Below are 17,998 nucleotides of genomic sequence, written 5' to 3' on the forward strand. Positions count from 1 at the left end.
GGAAGCCGGCGCGGGCCGTCGTCGCGAAGCGGCGGTCCGGGACGTCGCGGCGTCAGCCGCCGTGCTTTTCCAGAAACGCCTCGGCGGAGAGATCGCGGAAGTCGTCGAGGGCGGCGCGCAGGCGGGCGTGGTCCCAGTCCCACCAGGCGAGCGCCTGGTAGCGCTCGGCGACGCGGCGCTCGAAGCGCTCGCGGATGGGACGCGCCGGCACGCCGCCGACGATGGTGTAGGGCGCCACGTCGCGGCTGACGACCGCGCCGGCGCCGATCACCGCGCCGTCGCCGACCGAGACGCCCGGCAGCACGGTCGAGCCGTGGCCGAACCAGGTGTCGTGGCCGATCGTGACGGCGTTGTCGCGGCGCCAGCCGAAGAAGGCGTCCTCGTGCTCGGCGTCGGGCCAGTAGTCGCCGGCGCGATAGGTGAAGTGGTGCAGCGTCGCACGCCAGACCGGATGGTTGGTCGCGTTGATGCGCACGGCGGCGGCGATGTTGGCGAACTTGCCGATCGTCGCGCACCACACGCCGCAGTCCTGCATGACGTAGGAATAGTCGCCGAGCACGGTCTCGTTGAGGCGCACCCGCTCGGCCACCTCGGTGTAGCGGCCGAGGGTGGAGCCGGCGACGTCGGCGGCGGGGTGGACGCAGGGCGTCTCCGACAGCCGGGTCATGCCGCGCGGCGCCCCGGCGCGAAACGGGTGACGTCGATCACGCTGTCGGCGACGGCCTCGCGCACGTCGGCATCGTGGAAGATGCCGAGCAGCGCCGTGCCGGCCGCCTTCTTCTCGGCGATCAGCGCCATGACGACCGCGCGGTTGGCGCGGTCGAGCGAGGCCGTCGGCTCGTCGAGCAGCAGCACCGGGTGGTCGGTGATGAAGCCGCGCGCGATGTTGACGCGCTGCTGCTCGCCGCCGGAGAACGTCGCCGGCGGCAGTGTCCACAGCCGTTCGGGCAGGTTGAGCCGGTCGAGCAGGGCGCGCGCCCGCTCCTGCGCCGCGTGCGCGGCGACGCCGCGCGCGACCAGCGGTTCGGCGACGATATCGAGTGCCGAGACCCGCGGCACGGCACGCAGGAACTGGCTGACATAGCCGACGGTGTCGCGGCGCACGGCGAGCACGGTGCGCGGCGCGGCGGCGGCAATGTCGACCAGCCGGCCGTGATGCTCGACGATGATCTGGCCGCTGTCGGCGGCATAGTTGCCGTAGACCATCTTGAGGATCGAGCTCTTGCCGGCACCCGAGGGGCCGCCGAGCACGGCACATTCGCCGGCCGCGACCGCGAAGGAGACGGCATCGACGACGGGCAGGGCGAGGCCGCCGCGCAGATGCATGGTGAAGGTCTTGGCGACCTCGGAAAGGACGAGCGGGGTGGGCATGGCCGTCACACCTGGAGGATCGAGGAGACGAGAAGCTGCGTGTAGGGCGCGTGCGGGTCGTCGAGCACGCGGTCGGTGAGGCCGGTCTCGACCATGCGGCCGTCCTTCATGACCACCATGCGGTCGGACAGCAGCCGGGCGACGGCGAGATCGTGCGTCACCACGATGGCCGCCAGCCCCATCTCGCGCACCAGGCCGCGCAGCAGGTCGAGCAGGCGCGCCTGCACCGACACGTCGAGGCCGCCGGTCGGCTCGTCCATGAACATGAAGCGCGGCGCGGTGACCAGGTTGCGGGCGATCTGCAGGCGCTGGCGCATGCCGCCGGAGAACGCGCGCGGCGCGTCGTCGAGCCGGTCGGCGGCGATCTCGACGCGGCCCAGCCAGTCCGTCGCGGTGGCGCGGATGTTGCCGTAGTGGCGCTCGCCCACCGCCATCAGCCGCTCGCCGACATTGGCGCCGGCCGACACGGTCATGCGCAGGCCGTCGGCCGGGTTCTGGTGCACGAAGCCCCAGTCGGTGCGCATCAGCAGGCGGCGCTCGGCCTCGCTCATGCGGTAGACCTCGCGCCAGGCGCCGTCGCGCATGCGGTAGGAGACCGAGCCGGAGGTCGGCATCAGCCGCGCCGACAGCCCGTTGAGCAGCGTCGTCTTGCCGGAGCCCGATTCGCCGACCACGGCGAGCACCTCGCCGGGCCACAGCTCGAAGGAGACGTCCTGGCAGCCGACGCGGTTGCCGTAGAACTTGCTCAGGCCGTGCACGCGCAGCAGCGGCTCCTCGTCGGTCACTTCGCTCATCGGAGTGTCTCCGCAGGCGTTTGCGCGGCAGGCTCGGCGGCGCGGCGGCTTTCGCAATGGTCGGTGTCGGAGCACACGAACATGCGCCCGCCGCGGTCGTCGAGGATCACCTCGTCGAGATAGACGCCGGTGCTGCCGCACAGTGCGCAGGGGGCGTCGAAACGCTGGATCTCGAAGGGGTGGTCCTCGAAGTCCAGGCTCTCGACCCGGGTGAAGGGCGGCACCGCGTAAATGCGCTTCTCGCGCCCGGCGCCGAAGAGTTGCAGCGCCGGCGACATGTGCATCTTCGGATTGTCGAACTTCGGCGTCGGCGAGGGGTCCATCACGTAGCGGCCCTCGACCTTGACCGGATAGGCATAGGTGGTGGCGATGTGGCCGTGCCGGGCGATGTCCTCATAGAGCTTGACGTGCATCAGCCCGTACTCCTCGAGCGCGTGCATCTTGCGCGTCTCGGTCTCGCGCGGCTCGAGGAAGCGCAGCGGCTCGGGGATCGGCACCTGGTAGACGAGGACCTGGCCGGCCGCAAGCGGCGCCTCGGGAATGCGGTGGCGCGTCTGGATGATCGTTGCCTCGGCCGTGCGGGTGGTGACGGCCACGCGCGCCACCTTCTGGAAGAAGGCGCGGATCGACACCGCGTTGGTGGTGTCGTCGGCCCCCTGGTCGATCACCTTGAGCACGTCGTCGGGGCCGATCACCGCGGCGGTGACCTGCACGCCGCCGGTGCCCCAGCCATAGGGCATCGGCATCTCGCGGCTGGCGAACGGCACCTGGTAGCCCGGCACGGCGATCGCCTTGAGGATGGCGCGCCGGATCATCCGCTTGGTCTGCTCGTCGAGATAGGCGAAGTTGTAGGTGGCGAGGTTGGCGGTGGCGCTCATCCGGCGGCCCTTCTTCCCTTGGCGTAGCGAGCCAGACGCGCGGCCAGCGTGCCGGTGTGAAGCTCGAACAGGTGGTCGTCGTCGTCGTAGAAGTAGATCGAGCGGCCCTCGCCGGGGACGCGCGGGCGGGGCGGCTTCATCTCGAGGCCGAGGCGGCGGATGCGCTCCACGCAGGCGTCGAAATCGGCCTCGTCGATCTTGAAGGCGACATGGTCGTAGCTGCGTCCGCGGCGGCGCTCGCCCTCCATGATCGCGATCCAGACGCCGCCGGCCAGGAAGAACTTCTCGCGCGCTAGCGAGAACGTCTCCTCGCCGCTCGCATAGACCTCCTCGGCACCCAGCACCTCGACGAGGATGCGCGTCATCCGCTCGAGGTCGGAGACGACGAAGGTGACATGCGACAGCCCCTCGATCATCCGGCCGCCTCCTGCATGGCCTCGCCGGCGCGCTGCTCGACGCGCATGCGACGGCGGACGGAACAACGCCGCGGCCCGCGGGTTGAAAGCGGACACACCGTGCAACGTGCGGAGGCGACAATGCGTGCACTCAACATCACGACCCTGATCCTGGTCATCATCGGCGGCCTCAACTGGGGGCTGGTCGGCCTGGCCGACTTCAATCTCGTGGCGGCCCTGTTCGGCGACGGCTCGTGGCTGTCGCGGCTGATCTACATCCTGGTCGGCCTGTCGGCGCTGTGGCAGCTCGTGCCGCTGTCCAAGACCTTCTCGTCCGACCAGCCGCTGGCCGAACGGCACTGAGGCGCGCGGCGGGGCGGCGACGACCGCCGCTCCGCCCGTCGCCGGCGGCGCGCCGGGCATGGCGGGCGCCGTAGCCGCGCCGACAGCGCGCGCCGGGCGCACGACGCCGGCGACCGGAAAGAGAGGGGCCGTCACTCCGCGGCCTCCCGGTCCGCGGCGCCGGCGGCGCGCGCCTCCTCGACCTCGCGGCGCATGCGGCGCACGAGGTCGAGCTCGGCCTGGAAGTCGACATAGTGCGGCAGCTTGAGGTGCTCGACGAAGCCGGTCGCCTGCACGTTGTCGCAGTGCGAGACGACGAACTCCTCGTCCTGCGCCGGCGCGGTGACGTCCTCGCCGAGCTCGCGGGCGCGCAGCGCCCGGTCGCACAGCGCCATCGCCATCGCCTTGCGCTCCGACTGGCCGAACACCAGGCCGTAGCCGCGGGTGAACTGCGGCGGCGCCTTGGCCGATCCCTGGAACTGGTTGACCATCTGGCATTCGGTGACGCGGATGCGGCCGAGCGTGACCGCGAAGCCGAGCTCGGGCACGTCGAGCTCGACCTCGACCAGGCCGATGCGGATCTCGCCGGCGAAGGGATGGCTGCGGGCGTAGCCGCGCTGGGTGGAATAGCCGAGCGCCAGCAGAAAGCCCTCGTCGCCGCGCGCCAGCGCCTGCAGGCGCAGGTCGCGCTGCATGGGAAAGTCGAGCGGCTCGCGCGTCAGGTCGCCGGTGCGGTGGTCCTGCGGCAGCGCGCCGTCCTCCTCGATCAGCCCCTCGCCGGCCAGGATGCCGGAGACCCGCGGCATCGCCTCGTCGCCGGCCGGCCGCGTGGCCGGCGGCGCCGGCTCGCCCGTCTCGGCCAGCGCGGGATCGAGCAGCCGATGGGTGTAGTCGAAGGTGGGGCCGAGAAGCTGGCCGCCGGGCAGGTCCTTGTAGGTCGCCGAGATGCGGCGCTCGACCAGCATGGCGCCGGTGTCGACCGGCCGCGCATAGCCGAAGCGCGGCAGCGTCGTGCGATAGGCGCGCAGGATGAAGATCGCCTCGATGACGTCGCCGCGCGCCTGCTTGATGGCGAGCGCGGCCAGTTCGCCGTCGTAGAGCGAGCCTTCCGCCATCACCCGGTCGACCGACAGCGAGAGCTGCTCGACGATCTGCTCGAGCGTGATCGCCGGCACCGCGCGATCGCCGCGCCGGCGGTCGGCGAGCAGGCGGTGGGCGTTGGCGATGGCGGCCTCGCCGCCCTTGACGGCCACATACATGGGCTCAGTCCTCCCGGCTCAGGATTCGCGTGGTGCGCGGCAGCGCGGCGATGCCGTCGGGCGCGGCGAGAACGAGATCGACGCCGCGCGGAAAGCGCGCGTTGTTCTGCGCCCACTGCTCGGCGACGTGCCGCGGCAGCGGGGCGGCGGCGAGCCGCGCCTCGTGCTCGATGCCCGGCCCGGCGAGGCGCAGTGCCGGACCCTCGCGCAGCGTGTCGACCTGCAGCACGAGCGTGGCGGAGCGGTCCGGATAGGCCTGCGTGCCCTGCGCGAAGTTCTCCAGCCCGATCATCGCGGCCGGCGCGGCGACGAAGGCGAAATGCGCCTCGGCCGGCGTCGCGGCGCGCGGCGCGCCGGTGTGGAAGCCGAGCCAGGCGGACACCGCCTCGCTGGCGGCAAGCGGCGTGTCGAGCCACACCGGCGTGTCGTGGTCGCACAGGGCGAGCGCCACGGCGCCGGCGGTGGCGGCGAGCGGCGCCGGCGGGCGCGCGGCCGGCGGCACCGGCTGCACCGTGCCCGGCCGCGCCATCGCGTCCATCACCGCGCGGAACGCCGCCTGGGCATCGAACACGGGGCGGGCGAAGCCGCCCTCGATCACGCTCGCGTCGTGCATCAGTCCTCTCCGCGCACCATGGTGAAGAAGTCGACCCGGGTGGCCGCCGTCTCGTCGCGGCGGCGCGCGTCGGCCTCGGCCAGCGCGGCGCGCAGCGGCGCCAGGATCGCCGTCTCGATCGTCGCGGCGGCCTCGGGCCGCCGGGCGAGCGCGTCGAGGATGGCGGCGATCCGCACCTTGCGCGTGTCGCGGCCCAGCGCATAGGCGTGACCGACCTCGCCGCCCGGCAGCTTGACGGTGGCGCGCGTCGCCGTCGCCTCGCCGAAGTTGAACGGCGCGCCGCCGCCGCCGATGCGCCCGCGCAGGCCGACCAGGCCGGTCTCGGGGCCGCGCAGCATCTCAGCCTCGCCGGGCAATCCCGACTCGCGCCACAGCCGGTCGAGCATGTCGCCGGGCGCCTGGGCGAGCACCGCCATCGCCGCGCGGCGCGCCTCGTCGCCGGCTCCCTCGCGTTCGTGCATGTCGTCTCCCGTGTCGGTCTAATTGTCTATTGATATAGACGATTAAATAAATTATACGGGTCCTTGTAACCGCTGTCCATGACGGCGCGATGACACGAGGGCGCGATGGCGCGAAATCCGGCCGAAGGGGCGATCGAGCGGCGCAGCGGCGTCGCCCTGTGGCGCCAGATCGCCGACCGCATCCGCGCCGAGATCGCCCGCGACCTGGCCGACGAGAACGGCCGCCTGCCGCCGGAGACGGCGCTCGCAGAACGCTTCGGCGTCAACCGCCACACGGTGCGCAGCGCGATCGCCGCGCTGGTGCGCGAGGGCGTGCTGCGCGCCGAGCAGGGGCGCGGCACCTTCGTCGAGCGGCGCCGCCGGCTCGCCTATCCGATCGGCCCGCGCACGCGCTTTTCCGAAGGCCTGGCCGACCAGGCGCGCGCCCGCCGCGGCCGGCTGATCGCCCATGCGGTCGAGCCGGCGTCGGAGACGGTGGCGGCGGCGCTCGCGCTGGCGCCGGCGACGCCCGTGCTGCGGCTGGAAAGCGTGGCGGAGGCCGACGGCCGGCCCGTCTCGCGCGCCACGAGCTGGTTCGAGGCGGCGCGCTTTCCCGGCCTCGCCGCGCGCTTCGCCGAGGCCGGGTCGCTGACCACGGCCTTCCGCGCTTACGGCATCGAGGACTATTTCCGCCGCTCCACCGTGGTCTCGGCGCGGCACGCCGAGCCGGACGACCGCGACGATCTGGCGCTGTCGCCCGGCGCGATCGTGCTCGTCGCCGTCGCGATCAACGTCGACGCGCAGGGCCGGCCGGTGCAGTACCAGCACACCCGCTTCGCCGCCGACCGCGTCGACCTGCACGTCGTCCAGCCGGACGCCGGCTGACGCGACACGATCACTCGCGCGTCACGGCGAAGTGAGCGGCGCGGCCGACCGGCCGCATTGACCGGCTTCGCGCAAGCATGCTCAATCACCGCCTCTTTTCAATGCTGTGGGAGGTGCCGGTGAAGGCTCTCATCCTGGCGCTCGCCGGCCTCGTGTGGACGGCCGCCGCGGCGCTTGCCGACAATCCCGACCCCGCCGACTGGCAGGCGGTGCGCGCCGAGGCGCGCGGCCAGACCGTCTACTTTAACGCCTGGGGCGGCTCGCAGAACGTCAACGCCTACATCGCCTGGGCCGGCGAACGGCTCGCCGAGCGGCACGGCGTCGAGCTCGTGCACGTCAAGCTCGACGACACGGCGGCCGCCGTGGCTACGGTGCTGGCGGAAAAGACGGCCGGCCGCGACGAGGGCGGCACGATCGACCTGATATGGATCAACGGCGAGAACTTCGCCGCCATGAAGCGGCAGGACCTGCTGATGACGCCGGGATGGGCGGAGGCGCTGCCCAACTGGCGCCATGCCGACGTCGAGAACAAGCCCACCGTGCTGACCGACTTCACCGTGCCGGTGGAGGGTCTGGAAAGCCCGTGGGGCATGGCCAAGCTCGTCTTCTTCTTCGACACGGCGCGCACCGACGCCGCAGCGCTGCCCGAGGACGCGGCCGGCCTGCTTGCCTGGGCGAAGGCCAATCCGGGCCGCTTCTCCTACCCGCAGCCGCCGGACTTCACCGGCTCCTCCTTCCTCAAGCAGGTGCTGATCGAGACGGTCGCCGACCGGGCCGTGCTCGACCGGCCGGTCGCGGAGGCCGACTTCGAGCGGGTGTCCGCGCCGCTGTTTTCCTATCTCGACGCGCTGCACCCCGTGATGTGGCGCAGCGGCCGCACCTATCCGCGCAACTATCCGGCGATGAAGCAGCTCCTCGCCGACGGCGAGCTCGACATCATCTTCGCCTTCAACCCGGCCGAGGCCTCCAACGCCATCGCCAATGGCGAGCTGCCGGACACCGTGCGCTCCTTCACCTTTCCCGGCGGCACGCTCGCCAACACGCATTTCGTGGCGATCCCCTACAACGCCGCCGCCAAGGCCGGCGCGCTGGTCGTGGCCGACTTCCTCTTGTCGCCCGAAGCGCAGGCGCGCAAGCAGGATCCGGCGGTGTGGGGCGATCCCACCGTGCTGGCCGTCGACCGGCTGCCGCCGGCCGCGCGCGCCCGCTTCGCCGCGCTCGACCTCGGCCTCGCCACCCTGCCGCCCGAAGCGCTCGGTCCGGCCCTCGACGAGCCGCACCCGAGCTGGATGGAGCGCGTCGAGACGGAATGGATGCGCCGCTACGGCGCCGCCAACTGACGCCGGCCGCCGGCCCGAATGATGCTCGCCCGGCTCGGCCCGCCGGCCACGGTGTTGCTGCTGGCCGGCCCGATCGCCTTCGGCCTCGCCGGCACGCTGCTGCTGGCGTTCGGCTATCTGCCCGCGCTCGGCGGCAGCGAGCCGACGCTGGCGCATTTCGGCGCGCTGCTGGCGCGCCCCGCCCTCGCCCACTCGGCACTCTTGAGCCTCGCCGCCGGCCTCGTCTCGGCGCTGGTCTCGCTGGCCATCGTCATGGCCTTCGTCGCCGCCTGGGCCGGCACGCGCGCCTTTGCCCGGGTGCAGCACCTCGTCTCGCCGCTGCTGGCCGTGCCGCACGCGGCGGCCGCCTTCGGGCTCGCCTTCCTGATCGCGCCGTCGGGCATGCTGGCCCGGCTCGCCTCGCCGGCGCTGACCGGCTGGGAGCGGCCGCCCGACCTGCTGATCGTGCACGATCCGCTCGGCCTGACGATGACGGCCGGGCTGATCGCCAAGGAGATCCCCTTCCTGCTGCTCGTCACGCTGGCTGCGCTGCCGCAGGTGCGGCTCGCCGAGACGCGCGCGCTCGCCGCCTCGCTCGGCTACGGCCGCGTCGCCGGCTTCGTCTACGGCGTGTGGCCGCAGCTCTACCGCCAGATCCGGCTCGCCGTCTTCGCCGTCATCGCCTTCGCCTCCTCGGTGGTCGACGTCGCCGCCATCCTCGGTCCGACGACGCCGGCGCCGCTCGCCGTGCGCCTGGTGTCGTGGATGAACGATCCCGACCTGTCGATGCGCTATCTGGCGTCGGCCGGCGCGCTGCTGCAGCTCGCCGTCACCGCCGCGGCCCTCGGCCTGTGGCTCGGCATCGAGCGGCTCGCCGCGGCGCTGCGCGACGCCGCCGCCGCGGCCGGCCTGCGGCTGCGCCGCGACGCCGCGCTGCGCGGCGCCGCCCTCGGCACCATGCTGCTGGCGGCCGCCGTGGTGGCGGCCGGACTGGCGACGCTCGCGCTGTGGTCGGTGGCCGGGCTGTGGCTGTTTCCCGACGCGCTGCCGCAGCGCTTCACCCTGGCGAGCTGGACGGCGAGCGCGCCGCACATCGCCCGACCGCTGTGGGTGACGCTCGCCGTCGCCGCCACCGCGACGGCGCTGGCGGTCGTTCTCGCCGTCCTGTGCCTGCGGCGCGAGGACGAGACGGGCCGGCGCGCCGGGCGGCTCGCCCTGGTGCTGATCTACCTGCCGCTGATCGTGCCGCAGGTCGCCTTCCTGTTCGGGCTGCAGCTCTTCTTCGTCGCCACCGGCACCGACGCCGGCTTCGGCGCCCTGGTGCTGGCGCATCTCGTCTTCGTCATGCCCTATGTCTTCCTGTCGCTGTCCGACCCCTGGCGCGCCTTCGACCGGCGCTACGAGGCGGTCGCGGCGGGGCTCGGCAAGCCGCGCCTGACCAGCCTGCTGGCCGTGCGGCTGCCGATGCTGGCGCGCGCGGTGCTGACGGCGGCCGCCGTCGGCTTCGCCGTCTCGGTCGGCCAGTACCTGCCGACGCTCCTGATCGGTGCCGGGCGGCTGACCACCGTGACCACCGAGGCGGTGGCGCTGGCGGCCGGCGGCAACCGCCGCGTGATCGGCGTCTACGCCTTCCTGCAGATGCTGCTGCCGGCGGCCGGTTTCCTCGTTGCCACGCTCGTTCCGGCGCTGCTATTCCGGCACCGGCGCGCCATGCGCGTGTGACGCGGGCGGCGGGAAACGGCGGATGGACGACAAAGGGCTGCGCCTCGAAGGGGTGTCGATCGCGCTCGACGGCCGCACGCTGCTGGCGCTCGACGCCACGGTGGCGCCCGGCGCGGTGCTGACGGTGATGGGCCCCTCCGGCTCCGGCAAGTCGACGCTCTTGGCCTATATCGGCGGCTTTCTCGAGCCCGCCTTCAGCGCGCGGGGCCGCGTCGTGGTCGGCGGCTGCGAGATCACCCGGCTGCCGGCCGAGGACCGCCATGCCGGCATCCTGTTCCAGGACCCGCTGCTGTTTCCGCACATGTCGGTCGGCGGCAACCTCGCCTTCGCCGTGCCCGCATCGGTGCGCGGCCGGGCGGCGCGCCGCGCCCGCGCGGAGGAGGCGCTCGCCGGCGTCGGCATGGCCGGCATGGCCGGGCGCGACCCCGCGACGCTGTCGGGCGGCCAGAAGGCGCGCGTGGCGCTCGCCCGCGTGCTGCTCGCCGCGCCGCGCATGCTGCTGCTCGACGAGCCGTTCTCCAAGCTCGACGCCGCCCTGCGCGCGCAGATGCGCGAGCTGGTCTTCGTCAAGGCGCGCGAGAGCGGCCTGCCGGTGCTGCTGGTCACGCACGACGCCGCCGACGCGCAGGCGGCCGGCGGGCGCGTGGTGACGATCGGCTGAGCATGGCGGATCGCGACCAGACCCTGCCGGTCGCCGAGGCGCTGCCGGCGCTGCTCGCCGCGCTCAAGACGCGCGGCCGCGCGGTGCTGGTGGCGCCGCCGGGCGCCGGCAAGACGACGCTGGTGCCGCGCGCGCTGATTAAGGCCGGCTGGTGCACCGGCCAGGTGGTGCTGCTCGAGCCGCGCCGGCTCGCCGCGCGGGCGGCGGCGCGGCGCATGGCCGCCATGCTCGGCGAGGAGCCGGGCGGCACCGTCGGCTATGCCGTGCGCATGGAGCGCCGCATCTCGAAGCGCACGCGCATCCTGGTCGTCACCGAGGGCGTGCTGACGCGCATGATCCTCGACGACCCGGAGCTCGCCGGCGTCTCGGCGCTCGTCTTCGACGAGTTCCACGAGCGCTCGCTCGACGGCGATCTCGGCCTGGCGCTCGCCCTCGACGTGGCCGGGGCGCTGCGCCCCGACCTCAGGCTGGTGGTGATGTCGGCGACCCTCGACGGCGCCCGCGTGGCGCGGCTGATGGGCGACGCGCCGGTGGTCGAAAGCGCCGGCCGCAGCTTTCCCGTCGACATCCGCCACTGGCCGCGCGCGCCCGGCACGCCGATCGAGGAGGCGGCCGCCGCCGCCGTGCGCCGCGCGCTCGCCGAGGAGACCGGCAGCCTGCTCGTCTTCCTGCCCGGCCAGGGCGAGATCGCCCGCACCGAACGGCTGCTCGCCGACCGCCTGCCGCCCGGCACCGAGATCGCGCCGCTGCATGGCGGGCTCGACGGGCGCGCCCAGGACGCCGCCATCCGCCCCGCCGCGCCCGGCCGGCGCAAGGTGGTGCTGGCGACCGCCATCGCCGAGACCTCGCTGACCATCGAGGGCGTGCGCGTGGTGATCGACAGCGGCCTCGCCCGGCTGCCGCGTTACGAGCCGGCGACCGGGCTGACGCGGCTCGAGACGGTGCGCGCGGCGCGCGCCGCCGTCGACCAGCGCGCCGGACGCGCCGGACGCACCGAGCCTGGCGTCGCGGTGCGGCTGTGGCGGGCCGAACAGACGGCGGCGCTGCCGGCCTTCGCGCCGCCGGAGATTCTCGAAGCCGATCTGACCGGCCTGGTGCTCGACTGCGCCGCCTTCGGCGTCACCGATCCGGCGACGCTCGCCTTCCTCGACCCGCCGCCGGCGCCGGCGCTGGCCGAGGCGCGGGCGCTGCTCGGCGCCCTCGACGCCATCGACGCGGACGGCCGGCTGACGGCGACCGGCCGCACGATGCGCCGGCTCGCGCTGCCGGTGCGGCTCGCCCACATGCTGGCCGAGGCGGCCCGCGAGGGGGCGGCCGAGCCGGCCGCGGCCCTTGCCGTGCTGCTCGGCGAGCGCGGCCTCGGCGGCCCGGCGGTCGATCTCGAGACGCGGCTTGCCCGCTGGCGCGGCGAGCGCGGCCCGCGCGCCGAGGCGGCGCGCCGGCTGGCCGCCGATCTCGCCCGCCGTGCGGCCGGCGCGGCACAGGCGGAAGCCGCCGCCGATGCGCCGCCCGGCGCCGGCGAGCTGCTGCTTCTCGCCTTTCCCGACCGGGTGGCGATGGCGCGCGGCGCACCCGGCCGCTTCGTGCTCGCCAACGGCCGCGGCGGCACGCTCGATCCGGCCGAGCCGCTGGCCGCCGCGCGCTTCCTCGTCGTCGCCGACCTGCAGGGCCGCGCCGCCAATGCGCGCATCGCGGCGGCCGCCGCGATCGACGAGGCGGCCGTCGCAAGGCGCCTCGGCGCGCGCATCGAGACGACGGTGGAGACCGGCTTCGACGCCGCGCGCGGCACCGTGCGGGCGCGCGAGATCCGCCGCCTCGGCGCCATCGTGCTGGCCGACCGGCCGCTGCCGGCGCCGCGCGGCGCGGCCGCCGATGCCGCCGTGCTCGCCGCGCTCGCCGCGCACGGGCTCGGCCTTTTGACCTGGGGCGAGGGCCTGGCACAGCTTCGCGCGCGGCTCGCCTGGCTGCACGCGAAGGAGGGCGCGCCCTGGCCGGCGATGGACGACGCCGCCCTGCTCGCCACGCTGGACGACTGGCTGGCCCCCTTCCTGACCGGCGAGCCGGCGCCGGCGCGGATCTCGCAGGCGAGCCTCAGCCACGCGCTGCTCGCCCGCGTGCCCGGCGCGGCCGCCGGAGCGCTCGACCGCCTGGCGCCGAGCCACGTGACGCTGCCGACCGGCCGCCGCGTGCCGGTCGCCTACGGCCCGGAGGGGCCGAGGCTCGCCGTGCGCGTGCAGGAGCTCTACGGCCTCGACCGGCACCCGACGGCCGGCGACACGCCGCTCGTGCTCGAGCTGTTGTCGCCGGCCGGCCGGCCGCTGCAGACGACGCGCGACCTGCCCGGCTTCTGGCGCGGCTCGTGGCGCGACGTGCTGACGGAGATGCGCGGCCGCTATCCCAAGCACCACTGGCCGGACGACCCGGCGAACGCCGAACCGGGCACGCGGCCGCGCCGGCGCACGAAATAGGGCTTGGCCGCAAGGCCGTCCCGCGCCTATACCGCGCCATGCTGGAAGACCTGCGCACCCCCGATCCGAGCCACAGCCAGAGACTGCGCCTCGACACGCTGATCCGGCTGCGCTGGCTGGCCGTCACCGGCCAGAGCGCGGCGGTGCTGGCGGTCGCCTACTGGCTCGGCTTTCCGTTGCCCGTGCTGCCGTGCTTCGCGCTGATCGCCGGCTCGGCCGGGCTCAACATCTACCTGTCGCTCGCCTATCCCACGACGCACCGCCTGCCGCCGCTGGCCGGCCTGTCGATGCTGACCTTCGACGCGCTGCAGCTTGCCGGCCTGCTGTTCCTGACCGGCGGGCTGACCAACCCCTTCGCGCTGCTGCTCACCGTGCCGGTGGTGATCTCGGCGACCTCGCTGCCGACCCGCGCGACGCTGATGCTGGCCGTGCTGGTGGTCGCGCTCGCCTCCGCGCTCGCCTTCTTCCACCGGCCGCTGCCGTGGTTCCCCGGCTCCGCCTTCGCCATGCCCTTCGTCTATGTCGCCGGCATGTGGATCGCGATCGTGTCGTCGATCGCCTTTTCCAGCGTCTACGTGCACCGGGTGGCGGCGGAGGCGCGCATGCTGGCCAACGCGCTGACGGCGACGGAGCTGGTGCTGCAGCGCGAGCAGCACATCTCCGCGCTCGACGGGCTGGCCGCGGCGGCCGCGCACGAGCTCGGCACGCCGCTCGCCACCATCGCCCTGGTGGCGCGCGAGATGGAGCGCTCGCTCGGCCGCGACCCGCGCTACCACGACGACGTGACGCTGCTGCGCAGCCAGAGCGAGCGCTGCCGCGCCATCCTCAAGCAGCTCACCAGCCTGTCCTCGGAAAGCGAGGTGCACATGGCGCGGCTGCCCTTCACCTCGCTGATCGAGGAGGTGGTGGCGCCGCACCGCGACTTCGGCATCGCGCTGACCCTGGAGCCCGGCACGACGGATGGCGGCGAGCCGGTCGGCCGGCGCAACCCCGGCGTCATCTACGGGCTCGGCAACCTGGTCGAGAACGCCGTCGACTTCGCCCGCAGCCAGGTGACGATCCGCTGGCGCTGGGACGCCCGCGAGGTCGGCCTGACCCTGGTCGACGACGGGCCGGGCTTTCCCGCCGAGATCATCGACCGGATCGGCGAGCCCTACATGTCGCGCCGCTCGCCGGCCAGCGGCGCCGGCGGCGGTCTCGGGCTCGGCCTGTTCATCGCCAAGACGCTGCTCGAGCGCTCCGGCGCGACGGTGCGCTTCCGCAACGCCGGCGGCGAGGGCAAGGGCGCGCGGGTCGACGTTTCGTGGCCGCGCGAGGCCTTCGTCGCCGATCCGGCGGCCCTGCACGCGGCCGGCGGCCGGGAAACGCTGGAAATTCCCGCCGGGGCAAATACATAGGGGCGGAAAGAGGATACGACATGACCATGACCGAAGATCGGCCCGACGAGGGCACTTTCGCGCCCGAGGGCGACCGCTCGCTGCTGATCGTCGAGGACGACAAGCCGTTCCTGACCCGCCTGGCGCGGGCGATGGAGGGCCGCGGCTTCGCCGTCGAGACGGCGGAGACCGTCGGCGCGGCGATCGAGCATGTCGGGCAGGCGGCGCCCGCCTACGCGGTCGTCGACATGCGGCTTTCGGACGGCAACGGCCTCGACGTGGTGGCGGCGATCCGCGAGAAGCGGCCCGACGCGCGCGCCGTCATCCTGACCGGCTACGGCAACATCGCCACCGCCGTGACGGCGGTGAAGCTCGGCGCCGTCGACTACCTGTCGAAGCCGGCCGACGCCGACGACGTGTTCGCCGCGTTGACCCGCGTGACGGACGAGAAGGCCGAGCCGCCGGAAAACCCGATGTCGGCCGACCGGGTGCGCTGGGAGCACATCCAGCGCGTCTACGAGATGTGCGACCGCAATGTCTCGGAAACCGCGCGCCGGCTCAACATGCACCGGCGCACGCTGCAGCGCATCCTGGCCAAGCGCGCGCCGCGCTGATCGCGGGGCGCCGCCGCGCCGGCGCCTACAGGATGCCGCCGTCGACGATCATCGTCTGCGCCGTCATCATCGCCGAGGCCTCGGAGGCGAGGAACAGGCACGGACCGACCATGTCGGCCGGCTCCAGCGGCCGCTTGAGGCACTGCCGCTCGAGCGTGGTGCGCATGGCTTCGTCGGTGACCCACAGGGCGCGCTGCCGCTCGGTGATGACCCAGCCGGGCGCCAGCGCGTTGACGCGGATGCCGTGCGGGCCGAGCGCGCCGGCCAGCCCCTTGGTGAGACCGACGATGCCGCCCTTGGCCGCCGTGTAGGCCGGCATGTCGGGATGGTTGATGAGGAACGAGGTCGAGGTGAAGTTGACGATGGCGCCGCGGCCGGCCGCCCTCATGCCCTCGGCGACGGCCTGCGCGGTGAAGAAGTGCGGCCGCAGATTGACCGCCTGGTTGGCGTCCCAGTAGTCCGGCGTCACGTCGGCGATGGCGTGCCGGTCGTCCCATGCCGCGTTGTTGACGAGCACGGAGACCGGCCCGTGCGCGGCCGCCGCGGCGTCGACCGCCGCTCGCAGCGCGGCCACGTCGGCCAGATCCGCCTCGAGAAACAGCGGCGCCCGGCCGGTCTCGCGCGCCAGCCGCTCGCACAGCGCCCGGCTCGCCTCGCCGGCGATATCGACGAAGGCGACGCGCGCGCCCTGCGCGACGAACCCCTCGGTCAGCGCCGCGCCGATGCCGGTGCCGCCGCCGGTGACGAGCACCGAGGCCTGCGCGAGATCGGGAAAGCGGGCGGCGGTGCGGCTGTCGGTCACGGGCTGACCCTCTCTCCCGGCGGTCCTGTCTTCGCCTGTTCGGCAACGAAAGTCATAAGACAAACCGTTCTGCTTTTCAGGGAAGCGCAGATCGGCTCCGACTTATCGGTTTGATGCGTTTTGCGGACGGCGAACCGGTTTCCACTTCGCCTGGAAACGCTCTATAGCACGGCGCGACGGCTGCTGCTGCCGGCCTCAGCCGGCCTTGCGCAGCGGCGCGGCGAGGCTGTCGCGCAGGAAGCGCAGCGTCGTCTCGGCATCGTGCGGCCGGCCGAACAGGAAGCCCTGGCCGCCGCCGCAGCCGAAGGCGATCAGCTTATCGGCCTGCGCCTCCGCCTCGATGCCCTCGGCGACCACGTCCATGCCGAGCCCTTCGCACATCGCCAGGATGGCGCGGATGATGTGCTCGGACGGCCGGTCCTCGAGGATCGAGGCGACGAAGGCGCGGTCGATCTTCAGCTTGTCGAAGTGGAAGTCGCGCAGCCGCCCGAGGCTCGACTGGCCGGTGCCGAAATCGTCGAGCGCGACGCGGATGCCGACGCTGCGCAGGTCGGCGACGATCTTCTCGGCCGAGGCCGGATCGGTCATCAGCCCGGTCTCGGTGATCTCGATCTCGAGGCGGCGCGGGTCGAAGCCGGTGCGCCGCAGGATCGACAGGATGTGCAGGCCGGTGTTGTGGTCGACGAGCTGCGAGGGCGACAGGTTGAACGACAGGAACATGTCGCTCGGCCAGTCGCGCGCCGCCTCGGTCGCCTTGCGCAGCACGAGCTGCGACAGCGGGCCGATGATGCCGCGCTCCTCGGCGATGGGAATGAAGACGCCGGGCGATACCGAGCCGAGGTCGCGGTCGGTCCAGCGCGCCAGCGTCTCGAAGCCGATGACGCGGCGGCCGCGCAGGTCGACGATCGGCTGGAAGTGCGGCTCCACCTCGCCGGCCGAGACGGCGCGGCGCAGCGCCTGCTCGATGCGGGTGACGCGCTTGGCCGCCTCCTCCATCTCGCGCGTGTAGACGGCGACGCGGCCGCGCCCCGAGCGCTTGGCGTGATAGAGGGCGGTCTCCGCCTTGCTGACCAGAAGGTCGGTCGTGTCCTCGCCGGAGTAAAACAGCGAGCAGCCGGCCGAGGCCGACAGGCGCGCCGTGCGCTCGCCCACGTCGTAGGGCGCCGACAGGATCTCGATCAGCATGCGCGCCTTCTCGCACACCGCATCCTCGCTGAAGACGAGCGGGTAGAGAAAGGCGAACTCGTCGGCGCCGACGCGTGCCACCGTCGCCTGGCCGTCCATCGCCGCGCGCAGCCGCATGGCCACCTGCTGCAGGATCTCGTCGCCGGCGCCGCGGCCGAACAGGTCGTTGATCGGCTTGAACCCGTCGAGGTCGAGGATGCCCACCGCGAAGGGCGCGGGGTCCTCGGCGCGGTCGTCGATCAGCCGCTCGATCTTGTCGAAGAAGCGGCGCCCGTTGCCGAGGCCCGTCAGCGGATCGGTGTAGGCCAGATCGGCGGCATCGGTGTGGGCGGGGCTGGTTCCGAGCAGGCGCTGCATCGGTCCTCCGGCTTCTTCTTATCGACGTGCAACCCAACCCTAGGACGAAAGTCTTTAGGAAGTGTATCGCCGCGGCGGGCTCAACGCCCGATAGCAGATCGCGGCCCGAAAGCCGGGCGCAAGGCGGCGGTCGGCCGCTCGGCCGGGCGCACCCGGTAGAGCCGCAGGGCGGCACCGGCCGGAGCCGGCAGCGGCGCGAGCCAGGCCGGCACGTCGCCGGCGAGCAGGCGGGCGGCGAGGCCCTGCGACGCCCAGCCGGCGATCACGCCGGCCTCGTCGTTGCCCGGGCACAGCGCCAGCAGCGTCGCGCCGGTGCGGCGCACCGCCGCCTCCGCTTCGCCGGGCGCGGCCATGAAGGCCTCGAGCGCCATCAGGTTGCCGGCCGCGTTGCGGTGATAGGGGCCGGCCAGCACCCGGTGCGGCGTGTGGCGCAGGATCGGCGCGCCGAGATTCGACACCGCCAGAACGGTGGTCGGCGCGAAGCCGGCGAGCGCGGCATAGTCGGCCGCCCGGTAGC

At 73.5% G+C, this 17,998-nt stretch carries 18 protein-coding genes and 1 pseudogene; 8 read left to right on the top strand and 11 right to left on the bottom strand.

The features are described from left to right. Positions 1-52: 52 nt before the first annotated feature. From N1F89_RS17615 to fosX, 5 genes are read right to left on the bottom strand one after another with little or no spacing between them, the layout of a single operon-like run. On the bottom strand, positions 53-667 hold the full coding sequence (locus N1F89_RS17615; protein WP_290085701.1) for a DapH/DapD/GlmU-related protein: 615 nt from the start codon (positions 665-667) through the stop codon (positions 53-55). Beyond that, positions 664-1,371: a phosphonate C-P lyase system protein PhnL gene (gene phnL, locus N1F89_RS17620; protein WP_290085703.1), complete on the bottom strand. Its 708-nt coding sequence runs from the start codon at positions 1,369-1,371 to the stop codon at positions 664-666. Before phnL ends, N1F89_RS17615 begins: the two co-directional genes overlap by 4 nt. A gap of 5 nt (positions 1,372-1,376) precedes the next feature. After that, complete coding sequence (phnK, locus tag N1F89_RS17625; protein ID WP_290085706.1) at positions 1,377-2,165, bottom strand: phosphonate C-P lyase system protein PhnK; 789 nt, start codon at positions 2,163-2,165, stop codon at positions 1,377-1,379. Continuing rightward, complete coding sequence (locus N1F89_RS17630) at positions 2,162-3,043, bottom strand: alpha-D-ribose 1-methylphosphonate 5-phosphate C-P-lyase PhnJ (RefSeq protein WP_290085708.1); 882 nt, start codon at positions 3,041-3,043, stop codon at positions 2,162-2,164. The genes phnK and N1F89_RS17630 overlap by 4 nt, the downstream gene beginning before the upstream one ends. After that, positions 3,040-3,459 (bottom strand): FosX/FosE/FosI family fosfomycin resistance hydrolase, encoded by a 420-nt coding sequence (fosX, locus tag N1F89_RS17635; RefSeq protein WP_290085710.1) that lies wholly within the window; start codon positions 3,457-3,459, stop codon positions 3,040-3,042. Before fosX ends, N1F89_RS17630 begins: the two co-directional genes overlap by 4 nt. A 120-nt stretch (positions 3,460-3,579) precedes the next feature. Here fosX and N1F89_RS17640 point away from each other — a divergent pair, with 120 nt between their 5' ends. Then, complete coding sequence (locus tag N1F89_RS17640; protein ID WP_290085711.1) at positions 3,580-3,801, top strand: DUF378 domain-containing protein; 222 nt, start codon at positions 3,580-3,582, stop codon at positions 3,799-3,801. Positions 3,802-3,932: 131 nt separating this feature from the next. On the opposite strand, the gene N1F89_RS17645 is transcribed toward N1F89_RS17640, so the two are convergent. From N1F89_RS17645 to phnG, 3 genes are read right to left on the bottom strand one after another with little or no spacing between them, the layout of a single operon-like run. After that, entirely contained in the window at positions 3,933-5,039 is a 1,107-nt protein-coding gene (locus tag N1F89_RS17645) for a carbon-phosphorus lyase complex subunit PhnI (RefSeq protein ID WP_290085713.1), read from the bottom strand. A 4-nt stretch (positions 5,040-5,043) separates the two neighbouring features. Then, a complete protein-coding gene (phnH, locus tag N1F89_RS17650; protein ID WP_290085715.1) occupies positions 5,044-5,652 on the bottom strand; it encodes a phosphonate C-P lyase system protein PhnH in 609 nt (202 codons plus the stop codon). Further along, positions 5,652-6,113 (bottom strand): phosphonate C-P lyase system protein PhnG, encoded by a 462-nt coding sequence (gene phnG / locus N1F89_RS17655; RefSeq protein ID WP_290085717.1) that lies wholly within the window; start codon positions 6,111-6,113, stop codon positions 5,652-5,654. The genes phnH and phnG overlap by 1 nt, the downstream gene beginning before the upstream one ends. 105 nt (positions 6,114-6,218) lie before the next feature. Here phnG and phnF point away from each other — a divergent pair, with 105 nt between their 5' ends. The 7 genes from phnF (at position 6,219) to N1F89_RS17690 (ending at position 15,137) form a co-directional block, all read left to right on the top strand. Further along, positions 6,219-6,977 (top strand): phosphonate metabolism transcriptional regulator PhnF, encoded by a 759-nt coding sequence (gene phnF, locus N1F89_RS17660; protein WP_290085718.1) that lies wholly within the window; start codon positions 6,219-6,221, stop codon positions 6,975-6,977. Positions 6,978-7,096: 119 nt separating this feature from the next. Next, positions 7,097-8,317: an ABC transporter substrate-binding protein gene (locus tag N1F89_RS17665; RefSeq protein WP_290085719.1), complete on the top strand. Its 1,221-nt coding sequence runs from the start codon at positions 7,097-7,099 to the stop codon at positions 8,315-8,317. 21 nt (positions 8,318-8,338) lie between these two features. Beyond that, positions 8,339-10,018 (top strand): ABC transporter permease subunit, encoded by a 1,680-nt coding sequence (locus N1F89_RS17670; protein WP_290085728.1) that lies wholly within the window; start codon positions 8,339-8,341, stop codon positions 10,016-10,018. Between the two features lie 22 nt (positions 10,019-10,040). Next, the gene (locus tag N1F89_RS17675) at positions 10,041-10,679 is read left to right on the top strand and encodes an ATP-binding cassette domain-containing protein (RefSeq protein ID WP_290085720.1); all 639 of its coding nucleotides are present in this window, start codon (positions 10,041-10,043) and stop codon (positions 10,677-10,679) included. A 2-nt stretch (positions 10,680-10,681) separates the two neighbouring features. Beyond that, entirely contained in the window at positions 10,682-13,147 is a 2,466-nt protein-coding gene (gene hrpB, locus N1F89_RS17680) for an ATP-dependent helicase HrpB (RefSeq protein WP_290085723.1), read from the top strand. 38 nt (positions 13,148-13,185) lie between these two features. After that, complete coding sequence (locus N1F89_RS17685) at positions 13,186-14,544, top strand: ActS/PrrB/RegB family redox-sensitive histidine kinase (protein ID WP_290085725.1); 1,359 nt, start codon at positions 13,186-13,188, stop codon at positions 14,542-14,544. A 26-nt stretch (positions 14,545-14,570) separates the two neighbouring features. Further along, complete coding sequence (locus tag N1F89_RS17690) at positions 14,571-15,137, top strand: ActR/PrrA/RegA family redox response regulator transcription factor (RefSeq protein ID WP_290085729.1); 567 nt, start codon at positions 14,571-14,573, stop codon at positions 15,135-15,137. Between the two features lie 25 nt (positions 15,138-15,162). Here the strand turns inward: N1F89_RS17690 and N1F89_RS17695 are convergent, their stop codons facing one another. From N1F89_RS17695 to N1F89_RS17705, 3 genes and pseudogenes are all read right to left on the bottom strand, one after another. Next, on the bottom strand, positions 15,163-15,939 hold the full coding sequence (locus tag N1F89_RS17695; protein WP_290085726.1) for an SDR family oxidoreductase: 777 nt from the start codon (positions 15,937-15,939) through the stop codon (positions 15,163-15,165). 195 nt (positions 15,940-16,134) lie between these two features. Beyond that, positions 16,135-17,481 carry an EAL domain-containing protein gene (locus tag N1F89_RS17700; RefSeq protein WP_290085727.1) on the bottom strand — a complete coding sequence of 449 codons (1,347 nt, stop codon included), beginning with the start codon at positions 17,479-17,481 and terminating at the stop codon, positions 16,135-16,137. A gap of 80 nt (positions 17,482-17,561) precedes the next feature. Then, positions 17,562-17,998: pseudogene (locus tag N1F89_RS17705) on the bottom strand (hypothetical protein); the annotation flags it as partial.

The organism is Aquibium sp. A9E412 (assembly GCF_030398335.1).
In the GTDB taxonomy this organism is placed as follows: Bacteria; Pseudomonadota; Alphaproteobacteria; order Rhizobiales; family Rhizobiaceae; genus A9E412.